General features: G+C 38.4%; 11 protein-coding genes. 5 read left to right on the top strand and 6 right to left on the bottom strand.

All coding sequences use genetic code 11. The annotated features are described in order from the left end of the window. The coding region (locus BKL51_RS10600; RefSeq protein ID WP_198930126.1) for a helix-turn-helix domain-containing protein at window positions 1-192 on the top strand (192 nt) is incomplete at its 5' end. 40 nt (window positions 193-232) lie between these two features. On the opposite strand, the gene BKL51_RS10605 is transcribed toward BKL51_RS10600, so the two are convergent. The 6 genes from BKL51_RS10605 to ilvC form a co-directional block, all read right to left on the bottom strand. Then, window positions 233-1,447: an aromatic amino acid transporter gene (locus tag BKL51_RS10605; protein WP_077466647.1), complete on the bottom strand. Its 1,215-nt coding sequence runs from the start codon at window positions 1,445-1,447 to the stop codon at window positions 233-235. Window positions 1,448-1,594: 147 nt separating this feature from the next. After that, window positions 1,595-2,971 carry a tyrosine phenol-lyase gene (locus BKL51_RS10610; protein WP_077466648.1) on the bottom strand — a complete coding sequence of 459 codons (1,377 nt, stop codon included), beginning with the start codon at window positions 2,969-2,971 and terminating at the stop codon, window positions 1,595-1,597. A gap of 335 nt (window positions 2,972-3,306) precedes the next feature. Beyond that, window positions 3,307-4,704 (bottom strand): autotransporter outer membrane beta-barrel domain-containing protein, encoded by a 1,398-nt coding sequence (locus BKL51_RS12145; RefSeq protein ID WP_077466655.1) that lies wholly within the window; start codon window positions 4,702-4,704, stop codon window positions 3,307-3,309. A 276-nt stretch (window positions 4,705-4,980) separates the two neighbouring features. Next, complete coding sequence (locus tag BKL51_RS12150; protein ID WP_143530605.1) at window positions 4,981-5,547, bottom strand: DUF945 domain-containing protein; 567 nt, start codon at window positions 5,545-5,547, stop codon at window positions 4,981-4,983. Window positions 5,548-5,714: 167 nt separating this feature from the next. Then, window positions 5,715-6,734 carry a type II toxin-antitoxin system HipA family toxin gene (locus BKL51_RS10625; RefSeq protein ID WP_077466650.1) on the bottom strand — a complete coding sequence of 340 codons (1,020 nt, stop codon included), beginning with the start codon at window positions 6,732-6,734 and terminating at the stop codon, window positions 5,715-5,717. A gap of 79 nt (window positions 6,735-6,813) precedes the next feature. Further along, entirely contained in the window at window positions 6,814-8,292 is a 1,479-nt protein-coding gene (gene ilvC, locus BKL51_RS10630; RefSeq protein WP_077466651.1) for a ketol-acid reductoisomerase, read from the bottom strand. A 206-nt stretch (window positions 8,293-8,498) separates the two neighbouring features. Here ilvC and ilvY point away from each other — a divergent pair, with 206 nt between their 5' ends. The 4 genes from ilvY to BKL51_RS10655 form a co-directional block, all read left to right on the top strand. Then, window positions 8,499-9,377: an HTH-type transcriptional activator IlvY gene (gene ilvY, locus BKL51_RS10640; protein ID WP_077466652.1), complete on the top strand. Its 879-nt coding sequence runs from the start codon at window positions 8,499-8,501 to the stop codon at window positions 9,375-9,377. 32 nt (window positions 9,378-9,409) lie between these two features. Continuing rightward, window positions 9,410-10,288, top strand: a complete 879-nt coding sequence (gene rarD, locus BKL51_RS10645; protein ID WP_077466653.1) for an EamA family transporter RarD — start codon at window positions 9,410-9,412, stop codon at window positions 10,286-10,288. Further along, the gene (gene glpE, locus BKL51_RS10650) at window positions 10,288-10,605 is read left to right on the top strand and encodes a thiosulfate sulfurtransferase GlpE (RefSeq protein WP_077466654.1); all 318 of its coding nucleotides are present in this window, start codon (window positions 10,288-10,290) and stop codon (window positions 10,603-10,605) included. Before rarD ends, glpE begins: the two co-directional genes overlap by 1 nt. 228 nt (window positions 10,606-10,833) lie before the next feature. Continuing rightward, on the top strand, window positions 10,834-14,296 hold a 3,463-nt coding region (locus BKL51_RS10655; protein WP_255372293.1), incomplete at its 3' end, for an ESPR-type extended signal peptide-containing protein.

Below are 14,296 nucleotides of genomic sequence, written 5' to 3' on the forward strand. Positions count from 1 at the left end.
GAATATATAGATCTCACTCTACTAAACTCAGATAAAAGCTTAACATTAAGACAAAAAGAAAATTCTATCCGTGTTCTGTTTGAGAAAGGAATATTTAATATTAAAGGTGCAGTTCCTTTTGTAGCAAAGTATTTGAGAATATCAGAGCCTAGCGTTTATCGATATTTAAAAAATATTAAGAATAAAAAATAAGAATAAAATTGACATTCTAAATAAGAATGTCAATTTTTTATTAGCCTACTACCCCCGGTAGAAATCCTAATTTTATGAGGAAAGGAATATTGACAATTATAATACCTAAAATAGAAATAACTATTAGAATGCTCCTGCCTCCAATAACTCGATAGGGAAGGTTGGGGTGCAGTTTTCGTGCTTTCCATACTAATGCTGCCGGTAATACAACCGCATAGAACGCAAACATTTGGCCTGCGTAACCCAGTGCTAAAATAAAACCTTCTGGATAAAAGAATGCGAATAGGAGAGGAGGAAGAAAAGTTAAAAAACCTAGGTATAATCGATTCGTTGAAATATTGCAGGCTCGTTTGAGTAAATCCTCAATACATTCAAGTAAACCTAGTGCGACACCTAAGAAAGAAGTTATCAGTGCAAGCGCTGAGAAGATTTTTACTATGCCTGCAATAATGCTGCTTCCAGTGATTATTCTAACCGCTTCAATAAGCCCGTTTAGTGTCGGATCTTGATGGAGTATTTCAAGGAATTTTGTTTGACTTAATACGCCATGCGTTGAACATTGCCATAAAATATAGCCAATTAAGGTAATCGCAGAACCTAAAATAATCGAAATTCTGAGTGCTTTTACGTCCCCTTCAAGGTATTTATTAAGACATGGAATCGAACCATGGAAACCAAATGCGGTGAAGAAAACCGGACTTGCTGAAACGAGCAAAGCATTATCTATTGGCATTGCCATAAGGTTATTTAATTTAATTTCCGGAATCATTAAGCCTAAAACAATGAGTAATGCTAAGAGCATAGACACAAACAAGATTCGATTTAGTATATCGACAATTTGTGTACCAATAATGATAAAAATACCAAAAAATACGGTGAATAGCAGGATAGAGGCTTTCATTTTCAGATTAGGCATTGCAAAATCAGGCAATGTTGAGGAAAGAATTGCGCCTCCTCCCGTGACATAGGCTGACAATAAAGCGTACAAAAAGATCATTAATACGCTTGTTGCAACGATTCTTCCCAACTTCCCAAAATATTGTGAGGCTAACGTACCTATTCCGGCATCATATTCTGCCGTTTGATATACCTCGACAAAAAGCAACGCACTATATGTCAGTAATACCCATAAAATGCAAAGTAAAATAATTGTGAAGGTTAATCCTATTCCTGCGGATGTGAGTGGCATAGCAAGCATTCCCGCACCAATCATTGTTCCGGAAGTAATGAGCGTACTGCCCAGTGTTTTGTTCATGAGTTTTCTCCTTTCTTATTTTTATAGAAAGGCGAGTCACGTCCTTATTTGACAACACATCAAAAAAACAATGTCATTAGAATGTTTTCGCTTTGAGTTTGGACATAAAAAAACTCCTACTCCATTGCTGAAGTAGGAGCATTACAGTTATTTTTGTTCAAAACGTGCGGTAAAGAAACGCAACTGTTTTGGTTCATATACGAAACGAAGACCTTTAATATCTTCTTTGTGTTTGAACAAGTGAATAATGCCGTTTGCGACAAGATCCATATGTGCATAGGTATAAACACGACGAGGAATGGTGATACGTACGGTTTCCAATTTTGGATGATGGTTTTCACCGGTTTTAATATCGCGACCGGCGGAAATAATACCGCGTTCCATTGTACGCACGCCGCATTCAACGTAAATTGCCGCCGCAAGTGCTTGCGCAGGGAAGTCCTCTTCTTGCTTCAAATGTGGACAGAAACGGCGGGCATCCAAGAATACGGCATGGCCACCGATAGGTTCAACTATTGGCACACCGGCCGCTTTGAGTTTTTCTCCAAGGTAACGGACTTGTTTAACACGATGTTCAATATATTCTTCTTGAGCGGCTTCTTTTAGACCTATTGCCATCGCCTCCATATCACGTCCAGCCATACCGCCGTAAGACGGCATACCTTCAAAGACCACCACCATTTCTTTTGATTTCATAAATAATTCTTCATCATTCATACATAAGAAACCGCCAATATTAGTTAAGCAGTCTTTCTTACCGCTCATGGTGCAACCGTCGGCATAGCTGAACATTTCATGGATAATCGATTTTATAGAGCGCTCTTGGTAGCCTTCTTCCTGTTCTTTAATGAAATAAGCGTTCTCAACACAGCGTGTCGCATCATAGAATACTTTAATGCCATGTTTTTTTGTTAATTCACGTACGGCTTTCATATTTGCGATAGAAACAGGTTGGCCGCCCGCAAGGTTCACTGTTACGGCCAGGCAAACATAAGCAATGTTTTCTGCCCCCTGTTCATTGATCAAATTTTCTAGCTTTTTAAGATCAATATTTCCTTTAAATGGTATATCAAGCGTTGCATCATGTGCTTCATCACGAATGATGTCGTAGAAAATACCGCCGTTTGCTTCTTGGTGGTAGCGGGTGGTCGTAAAGTACATATTACCGGGCACATATTGACCGGGTTTAATTGCTATACGGGAAAGAATATTTTCCGCACCGCGTCCTTGATGGGTCGGCACAATGTACTTAAAGCCAAATAATTCCTGTACGGTTTCTTGAAGATGGTAGAAGTTTCGGCTGCCGGCATAGGCCTCATCACCTAACATAATACCTGCCCATTGACGATCGCTCATCGCATTTGTGCCGCTATCGGTAAGAAGATCGATATATACGTCTTTAGAATCAAGTAGGAAAGTATTGTATCCTGCTTCCTTCATCGCTTTTTCACGTTCTGTTTTTGGCAAAATAGAGACGGGTTCAACACTTTTAATTCGGAACGGTTCGGCTGGATAGTATGCCATAATATTTCTCCTAAAATAGTGAGTTAAGATTCGTTGTCTTTAATAACTCGTTCATCAACATCTATCATCGAGTTGCGGCTATATTAATAAAAAATTTTTATATAAACTGTGATCATTGTCTCAAATAATAAAAAATTATCAAAAAAAGTAAAAAATAGTATAAATGACAATTTTTTTAGTAAGTTTAAGGTTGAATGCTTTGATTGTTTTTCAACAAGTCGCTGTCTTGAATTGATAAGCTTTTCTTAAGTTAGGTTAAGAAAAAAACTTGAATGGGCAGGATTAAAAAAGAACGATCAAAATAACCGCTCTTTTTGCTTCTTACGGAGGCGTAATTACCATTGATAGCGATACACCGCTTGAATTTGGTAAGGTTTGTCGTAACGTTTGCCGTCGACTCGGCTAATTTCTAAACCGATACGATGGTTGGTTACACCTGCATTCACTCCCAGAATACTTGCAAAACGTCCACGGCTATCTTTAACATTAAGCGCAGCGTTTGCATAATGAACTTTGCTACTATTATTGTGGCTTGAGATGGCATTTATTTCTGCATAAGGTTGCAAGTTCCAACCGTTTGCGAGAACAAAACTTTTCGCAGCACGCACGCCAACACGAGCGTAAACGGAAGAAAGGCTGTCTTCATTCTCTTTACCTTGAATATGCGTCCAAGCTAATTGTGCTTGCGGTGTAATTGTCCAATTACCATTTAATTTGAATTGTTTACCTAGCTCGCTTGATACCGTATAAGCATTGTAATGGCGTTTTTTCGTATGGTCAGATTGTGCTTTCAAACGGCTATATTTCACAATGTTATCCATATAAATGCCGTTATCGGCAAGATAGGTAGCGTACAAGCCGACGCTGTTGCTGCGTACTTTGCCATCACCGTAGTGACTGTTGAAATCAACATTGGCTTGGCTGCGCGCGATAAATCCGCCTAATAGGAAATTATCGTTCACGGTAGCATCCGCTCCTACTTGTAAGCTATGAACATTTTGTTTAAAGCCGGAGGTTTGGCTGTCACCGGTAGAAAGTGCGGTCAATTTTTCACGAGAATTCACATTGCGTATCCAAACTCTGCCTTTTTCGCCATTTTTCACTTCGCCTAAACGTTGATGAATACCGCTGAGTTCATCTTCCACAAGCAATAATTGGGCTTGGCGGAGAGAGACTTGCGCATTGGCTAAATTGCTAAGTAATGGTGAACTTGGTAATGTCGGATTGTTTGCTTGAATTGGCGTAACCGGCGGTACGACCGATGGATTTGGTATGTTTGGCGTTTCCGGCTGCGCGTTAGGATTTGTTGAAGTTGTCGGTGTACTTGGTGTTTTCGGTTTATCAGGTGTTGGTGGCGTAACCGCACTTTGTGAATTAGCCAATACCCAGTTATTTCCTTCTTTGGTTAAGAAATATTGATATGCGCCTAAATCCACACGGTTATTCGGGTTGGTTAAACTAAATGCTGCACTACCGCCATTGGTTTCAACAAGAGTCAATTTATGGTTAGCAACCGCTACACCATGATCCGTTACTCCTAGTTTGTGTTTTCCTTCCGCCGTACCTTCTACAATAATTTTATCGCCTTTATTTTCAGCGATATTGGTATTGAGATTAAATGTGCCTGAGCCGGTTAGGTTGCCTGTAATGGTAAGGGTTTGGAAATCCTCTGCTTTTTCTAAATTGATTACACTATTATTGAGAGTAAGGTTGCTGACACTTGGTTGAACCATTGTATTTTCTTCTTCATCAAAAAATGGTTTTATTGCCCAAGTTGAACTCGTTAAATGAACGTTGAGTGTATCTTTATCGCTTTCATAAACAGTTATAAGTCCATTTAATTTGCTATTATTTGCCGTCAGAGTAATATTTTCTGTTAAAGAAAAGTTCCCAACAACATCACCTGCCACACTAATAATAACAGGTGCATCTAATTTCGAACTATTAACATTAACTTGGAATTTTCCTTCTGTATTTTGATTAGTTCTCCAAGTTACTCCAAATAAACTCTAATCTGATGCTAATGTAGAATTGGTTATATTAATTGCCGAGAGAGTATTATTATTTTCTGCATCATAGAATGCCGCTTCTGCACCATTGGTTGCGGTAATTGTGACATTTTCTAAATTTGCAGCACTATTATTTTCTAATGAGAAACCCGTAGCTGCTTCTCCATCTAAAGATATGGTTGTATTTTTTATATTTAGGGTGGAATTATTTAAACGAAAGGCTTCGCTCGTGTTTTGATCTGTTTCCGTTTTATAGCGCCCGCCATTGATATTAATTGTAGCGTTTGTTGCTTCAATACCTATTTGATTTCCTAATGTATTATTAGTGTTACTTGCAGATAAGGTAACATTGTTAAGTGCCACATCAGAATTTTCAATGCGAATTCCTGAAAATGTATCACTTGAAGCATAAACCTGAGAAAAATTAATGGTGGTATTTTTACTATCCTTTATCTGAATTTTTGTTGATTGATAGGGATTATTTGGATCAGATTGGTCTATTACACAACTATTTAACGTTGCGCCATTCTTCTCAATAATATCCACACCACTAGGGTTACAAGCCACTTCATCAGCCCATGCCTTAACGCCATGGCTACCAAACTCAGTTTAAAAGTGCGGTCATATTTCTTGTTGTTTTTCATTTTTGGTTCCCTCTAACTATAAAAAGCCGATTTGATTTAAATAAACCGGCTTAAATTCTAGCCCCCTGACAGGGACTCCGCAAGCTCAATTTAGCTGAGGCTCGGTTCATCCAAGATTTTTAATAATTGTAGGCGTTTATGATAGGTTTTTAATACAATTGCAATGTGTGTTTTAGGCATAAAAGAACGTTGATAAATGCTTTCTACTTTTTCTTTTATGATTTCAGGTATTAATTTTTGTAATATTACTCTCTTGTTTAGACCGATATTTTCACCAAACTCAACAAAATCATCACCGATATATTTGCCATATTGAGTATTAAAGCCATGAGCAAGCGTCTGATTGCCTTCCTCTTTTTTTAATAAAGGAAGGGCAAATAATGCTGAATTAAATGCTTCATTATAGGGGGTGACAGACACAAAATCATAAACCGGTGCTAATTTAGGCACGCTGTTTTTAGGATAAAGCAAAGAAAAATTGCGTAAATGGAGATCATTATTTGCTAACAAATAAGCATAAACAATGCGGCGAAATAATTCTCTCTGCAATGCTAAATTCTTTTCCGTATGTTGCAAAATAAATTTGGCAACACGTTCATAGCTAATGTACTGTTCATCATCTGACTTAATTTTCCCGTATTTTTCTTGGATATTCATTGCGCCGTCAAGCTGCTCTTGATGAATAGGATTATTGTGTTTATCGCGATCAAATCGTTTAATCACAAAAGCGAGCTCTTTTTCTGCCGATTCGCTTGCAAAAGGAAATAAGCGATTTACAGGCACTTCAAACCCTAGTTCTGCCATCACACGCATGGTGGCATGTTCATTTTCCGCAAGGAAAGGGTAATTATCCGGTGAGGGTTTTAAAATATAGTTCCCTTGTTGATCAATACTGTTAAATTGATTTTCGTTAATGATGAGCTGGAGTTTGGGTTGAAAGCCGGAAATACTCATCCCTTGCTGTTTTTTGGGTTTGGTTGTAAGAAAATCTTGTCGGGAAAAAGGCAATTGAGGATTGAAGTTTTTATTTCCCGTGAGTTGTTGTAAGCCTTCTTCGCTATTTTGATATTTTTTTGTATAAAATATGTATTGAGAATCAAATATGATGATTTAGAAGATTGAAAATGAGAAAAGAGAACAAAAAAACCGACTTAGCCTTAACCAAGTCGGTGTTCAATCATATTAATTATTAACCCGCAACTGTGATACGTTTCATATCCGTCATATAACCGCGTAACTCTTGACCGATTAATTCAACCGGATGGTTACGGATAGCATCATTTACGTCGCGTAAGGCGATGTTGTCGATTTCAACGGTTGGGGTCGGTTCGCCTAAGTCACCTTTTTGCAGGGTTGGGATAATTTCTTTGGCAAGAATTGGGGTCGCTACGTTAGAGAATAAGTAGTTACCGTATTCTGCCGTATCAGAAATCACTACGTTCATTTCATATAAACGTTTACGTGCGATGGTGTTCGCAATTAATGGTAGTTCGTGAAGTGATTCGTAGTAAGCGGATTCTTCATAAATACCACTTTCTACCATGACATCAAAGGCAAGTTCAACGCCGGCTTTCACCATTGCGATCATTAATACACCGTTATCAAAATATTCCTGCTCGCTGATTTTGCCATCGTATTTTGGTGCGTTTTCAAAGGCCGTTTTAGAGGTTGCTTCACGCCATGCTAATAAATCTTTATCGCCGTTTGCCCAGTCTGCCATCATGGTTTCAGAGAAGTGTCCGCTAATGATGTCATCCATATGTTTGTAGTATAAGAACCCGAGTTTTTCTTTAATTTGTTCGGAAAGCTCGAATGCACGTAATTTCGCACTGTTGGACAAGCGATCCATCATTAATGTGATACCGCCTTGTTTTAAGGCTTCGGTGATGGTTTCCCAACCATATTGGATTAATTTTCCGGCATAGGCAGAATCTTTGCCGTCTGCCACTAATTTGTCGTAGCATACGATAGAACCAGCTTGCAACATACCGCACAGGATGGTTTGTTCACCCATTAAATCGGATTTCACTTCCGCTACGAATGAAGACTCTAGTACACCCGCACGATGACCGCCGGTTGCTGCCGCCCATGCCTTGGCAATTGTTATACCCTCGCCTTTCGGATCGTTTTCAGGGTGAACGGCGATTAATGTTGGTACCCCGAAACCACGTTTGTATTCTTCACGCACTTCTGTACCCGGACATTTTGGCGCTACCATGACAACGGTTAAATCAGGGCGAATTTGCTCGCCTTCTTCAACGATGTTGAAACCGTGGGAATAGCCGAATGCGGCACCTTGTTTCATTAATGGCATTACATCAGCCACAACTTTTGAGTGTTGTTTATCTGGTGTGAGGTTTATCACCAAATCTGCTGTTGGAATTAATTCTTGGTAAGTACCCACTTTAAAACCGTTTTCAGTTGCACGCTGAAATGAAGCACGTTTTTCCGCAATAGCCTCAGGGCGTAACGCATAGCTTACATCTAAACCCGAATCACGCATATTTAAACCTTGATTTAAGCCTTGTGCACCACAGCCTACGATGACAATTTTTTTACCTTTTAAGAAGTTTGCTTCATCGGCAAATTCTTCGCGATCCATAAAACGACAACGACCTAACTGGTCTAATTTTTGACGTAAATTCAATGTGTTGAAATAGTTAGCCATATATTTTCCTTAATTTTGTAAGGGTGGTGATTGTATGATGTTGTGTTTGCATATTATTTTGTTGTGAGTAGGATTATAAGGTTTTTGGTGGTTGCGTAAAGTGATATTATGGGAATGTGATGTTGTGGTTTTTGCAATTATGCTTTTTTCGTTAATTGAAATCGGCGAAACCCAATATTCATTTATGAAAAATAAGAGAAAAAATAATGGAATTTAATGATCTTAACTTATTCATCAAATTAGCGGAAACCAAAAACTTCACTAAAACCGCCATCCAAAACCATATGTCCCCTTCCACCCTTTCACGTCAAATTCAACGTATGGAAGAAGAACTGGGGAAAACCCTTTTCATTCGTGATAATCGCCAAGTCAATCTCACTGGATATGGCGAGAGGTTTCTTCTATTTGCTAAGACGGAATGGCAAAATTGGCAACAATTAAAATGTCAACTCAATGATGAGTCGGACGAACTGAGCGGTGAACTCAAACTATTTTGTTCAGTAACGGCATCTTATAGTCACCTGCCACAGGTGTTAAAGCAATTTCGCCAATGTTATCCAAAAGTGGAAATTCAGCTCACCACCGGTGATCCGGCACTAGCCTTGGAATTTATTCAAACCCAACAAGCGGATATAGCCCTTACCGGGAAACCAGATAATTTGCCTGCAAGTGTAGCATTTCACAAAATTGACGATATTCATCTTTCGTTTATTGCACCACGTGTCGCCTGTTTGGCAACGCAATTATTGCAAAAGAAGCCTATTAACTGGCAGCAAATGCCTTTTATTTTTCCTGTGGAAGGGCATGCGAGACAACGGATTGAACAATGGTTACGTGCAAAGCATATTAAACATCCGAAAATTTATGCCACGGTAGCGGGGCATGAAGGAATTGTACCAATGGTCGGTTTGGGATTTGGCTTGGCTATGTTGCCCGATGAAGTGATTAATAATAGTCCGATGTGTGATCAAATTTCCCGTTTAAATTTAGATGTGCCCATTGAGCCTTTTGAATTAGGGATTTGCACTCAAAAAAGGAATTTAGCCCTGCCCTTAATTAGTGCCTTTTGGGCAATGTTGGAATAGAATGGTGTGACAACTCAGATTAAGGATTTCCTATGTTAAAAGGTATTCTCGTTTCGCTATTAGCCTCCTTTTTGTTTGGCTATTTATATTATTTTTCTACGTTGCTCAAACCCCTGAGCGGTACGGATATTTTCGGTTATCGAATGATTTTTACTTTTCCTTTTGTCATATTAGCCGTACTAATTTTTAAACAAAAAAATGCCCTTATCGAACGTTTAAAACACCTTCAAAAACGACCGCACTTTGCCCTTTCCTATATTCTTTGCGGAGCATTAATGGGATTTCAAATGTGGTTGTTTTTATGGGCGCCGAACAATGGGAGTTCATTGAGTGTCTCTTTTGGCTATTTATTGTTACCCATTATAATGGTAGCAGCCGGACGGTTAATTTTTAAAGAACGCATTTCCGCCTTTAAACTTATTGCCGTATTAATTGCCGCTCTCGGTGTGATTTCAAATATTGTGATTAAAGGCGGATTATCTTGGGAAGCCATTGTGATTTGTATCGGCTATACCTCATATTTTTCAATCCGAAAAGCGTTAAAAAATACCGATCTTGCTTCCTTTTGTCTTGAGATGCTCAGTTTAATCCCGATTAGTATTTATTTTGCTTTACAGACGGATTTTGTGGTGGTGAAACAAACTAACCCAAATATCTGGGGATTATTAATATTGCTCGGTTTAATCAGTGGTACAGCGCTGATTGCTTATGTGATCGCCAGCAATATGCTACCGATGAATTTACTCGGGCTATTGGGCTATGTGGAAACCATTATGATGGTGTTTGTTTCGTTTTTTATTGGCGAAAAAATTGATGCGGAAAGCTATCCGCTTTTTATTTGTTTAGTGTTGGCGATGAGCCTTGTGATTATTGATGGCGTGTATAAACAGCAAGCAAAAGGATCTTTATAATGTCGTTTAAAGAAATTACCCCTCAACAAGCGTGGGAAATGGTGCAACAAGGGGCAATACTTGCCGATATACGTGATGCCCACCGCTATGCCTATTCGCATCCTAAAGGTGCCTTTCATTTAACCAATCAAACCTTTTTACAATTTGAAGAATTAGTCAATTTTGATTCACCAATTATTATTATCTGCTATCACGGGGTTAGTAGCCGTAACGTTGCGACATTTTTAGCGGAACAAGGTTATGAAAATTTATATAGTGTGATAGGTGGTTTTGAGGCTTGGGTGGACTCTAATCTGTCGATTGATGCAATATATTAAGATAGAAAGAGTGTAATGACAGAAGAGTAGGAGAGATTAATATTTGTTATTTTATAAATAATAATCCAACATTTTTATTTCTTTATATTAAATTGATTGGCACATTCTTACAAAAAAAGTTACTTTTTAAGCAAAAAATGAGGTAGAATCTGTGTGCTTTTTTATGGAATAAAGGCATAAGGTAGAGTGTTAACTCTCAATCTATCGTATAAATGTTAAGGACAACGTATGAATAAAATATTTAAAGTGATTTGGAATCAATCACTTGGGGCTTGGGTTGCAGCATCTGAGTTGGCGAAGGGCTATGGTAAATCCAGTTCAACAACTCAAACCGAGCAGAGTTGTAACATATCGGAGAAAGAATTAAAGACATTTTCGTTAAGTAAAGTATCTTTATCCGTTTTGGCTTTGCTAAGTGTCGGGAATAGTGCATTTGCTGCAATCGGTAGCCAATATCATACTACAGGTGCTTGGGATACCATTTCGATTGGTGAAAGGGATCCGAAATCAAAGGGTGCAAAAGTTGGTACCGGATCAGAGGATAATATACGTCAGCCAAGTTCGGTTGCAAACTCTGTTGCGATTGGTGGTAGCTCGACGATTATGAATACCAAACGAGCCCTTGCGTTAGGATATGAGTCAAAAGTTACAAATGGTAAAGAGGGTGGGGTTGCTCTAGGTGCGTTCTCAACGGTTGGGGGGACAAATACGGGGGCTGAAACTAAGAGTGTAACCTTAAACGGTGCTAATTATACCTATTTTGCTCAACCGGATAATAATACAGCTGTGCTTTCTATTGGTAGCGGTAAAAACGGTCGCCAGCAGAAATATCGTCAAATTCAAAATGTAGCAGCCGGTCGCGTTGCCGAAGATTCAAGTGATGCAATAAATGGTTCGCAACTTTATGCTGTGGTGAGAGCCCTAGGCAATGTAAGTGGTGGTGGTACGAGCGGCTTAACTAATTTTGTTGTGGGGGCAGATAAAAATCATAGTGCTAATGGCATTAATGTAACTAAAGATTCGAACCGTTTTGATGTTATTAGTGGTGACGAAAATTATCTTACCACTGCAGTGGATGGAAACAATATTAAAGTAGATTTATCACAAAAGTCTAAAAATGCCATTGATAATGTGAGCAAAAATACGCAAAACATTACTAAAAATGCGCAGAATATTACCAATAATGCACAAAATATTACTAAAAATACTCAGAATATCACCAAGAATGCAGGAGATATTGCCAAAGGTTTTGGCTTAAAAGCACAAGATAATCAGACGGTTAATAAAAAACTAGGTGAATTTGTCGAGGTTATTGGCGGTAACAGTAATATTAATACAACTGTTTCCAATGGCAAAATTAAGGTTAACTTAAATAACAGTTTAGATTTAGGTAATAACGGAAATGTAAAAATCGGTGGTACCGGTCTAAACAGTACAGGTTTAACCATTAACAATGGCCCAAGCGTAACAAACACTGGCATTAACGCGGGTAATAAAAAAGTTACTAACGTATCTGACGGTATTATTTCTAATTCCAGCAAAGAGGCAGTAAACGGTAGTCAGCTTTATGCAACTAATCAAAATATTACCAATGTAACTAATAATGTAACTAATCTAAAAAATGATGTAGCAAAAGGTTGGAATATTACGACTTCTAAGTCCGGTACGGGTAATGTAAGTGGTAATAATTTAACTAAAGTTGCAATGGGCGATACTGTTACTATTGATGCCGGTAATAATATCAATATTACTCAATCAGGTAAAAAGGTAACTATTGCTACTTCTTCCACACCTAATTTTAGTAGTGTAAATACCGGTAGTTTAACCGTTCGACCAAGTGGCAATGTGAATTTTGGCGGTAATGTTCTTACTAATGTTGGTGCGCCAACCAATAATACGGACGCAGCTAACAAACAGTATGTAGATGAAGGCCGTACAAAAGTTACTTCTAATGATGGTACAGTGAAGATTACTGAAAGTGGAGATAAACAAAAAGTTTATGATTTATCTGTTAACATCAGTAATGTTAGTGTTCCACAAAATATTAAATATAAAGGTGATACTGGGAGCGGCTCGAGTAAACTGAGTGAAGAACTTCATTTCAAAGGATCTGATTTAGTTAAGACTAAAGCTGAAAATGGTACGATTTCCTTTGATTTAGGTGATAATGCGACCTTTGGTTTAAATACTCAAAAAGGCAATGTCAGTAAGAAAGTCGGCAATACTATTGATATTGAAGGCAATAATTCAAACATTAATACGCTTGTAGATAATGGGAAAGTTAAAATCAACTTAAACAATAATTTGAATTTAACTGATGGCGGTAGTGTAACTATCGGCGATACCACATTAAACAGCACAGGTTTGACAATCAATAACGGACCTAAAGTCGTTAAAGACGGTATTGATGCAGGTAATAAGAAAATTACCAATGTTGCTGACGGTAATGTAGCGAAAGACAGTAAAGACGCAGTAAACGGTAGTCAGCTTTATGCAACCAACCAAAATATTACGAATGTAAGTAATAATGTAACTAATCTGAAAAATGAAGTTGCAAAAGGTTGGAACGTAAACACTTCTAAATCCGGTACGGGTAATGTATCCGGCAATTCTCTAACAAATATCAAAATGGGTGATACCGTTACGTTTGATGCCGGTAATAATATCAATATCACTCAAAATAACGGAACGATCAGTATTGCTACCTCACTAACACCTAACTTTAGTTCTGTGGATACCGGAAATTTAACGGTTAGAGGCGGCGGAAAAGTTGATTTCGGCGGTAATGCCTTAACCAATGTTGGTAATGGTACAAACGGCACTGATGCGGTGAACTTAAGTCAACTAAACGCATCAACGGCAGCTGCAAAAACCGAAGTGAAAGCAGGTAATAACGTTAATGTTACTGAAGAAAAAGGGGCTAATAATCAGACTGTTTATACGGTAAATGCCGATAAATCTACCGTAACCAATGGGTCTGACAAAGTAAAAGTAACGGAAACAGCTGGTGCGAATAATGTAACAAATTACTCGGTTGATCTTTCTGATGAGGCAAAAAATCAGCTTAAAAAAGAAGAAAGTGTTAATTCAACCACTTCTAATTTAATTGTTACTCAAAATACAACAAACGATACCGGCGGTAAAAACTATTCCGTAACTTTAAATAATACTCTTGATTTAACAAGTGCAGGTAGCGTTAAGTTAGGCGATACGCTATTAAACAGCACTGGTTTAACCATTACCGGTGGACCGAGTGTAACTAAAGGCGGTATTAATGCGGGTGATAAGAAAATCACCAATGTCTCAGAAGGCACCCTTTCCGCGGATAGTAAAGATGCGGTGAACGGTAGCCAATTATATGCAGCGGCGCAAAACATCACGAACATCACCAATGAAGTGGCGAAAGGTTGGAATTTGACCACCGCACAATCAGGTACGGGTAAAGTCAGCGGCAATACAACTGAAAAAGTGGCAATAGGTGAAACCGTGACCATTGAAGCGGGTGATAATATCAATATCACTCAAAGCGGTAAGAAAGTGACTATTGCGACTTCCAATAATATTACCGTAGGCACAGCCGGTAAAGACGGTCAAAATGGTATTGATGGCACAATCGGCGTGAACGGCAAAGACGGTTCTACGGTAGTCATTAATGGTAAAGATGGCTCAATTGGTTTAACCGGCCCGAAAG

It is taken from the genome of Rodentibacter sp. Ppn85 (assembly GCF_001999335.1).
Taxonomy (GTDB): domain Bacteria; phylum Pseudomonadota; class Gammaproteobacteria; order Enterobacterales; family Pasteurellaceae; genus Rodentibacter.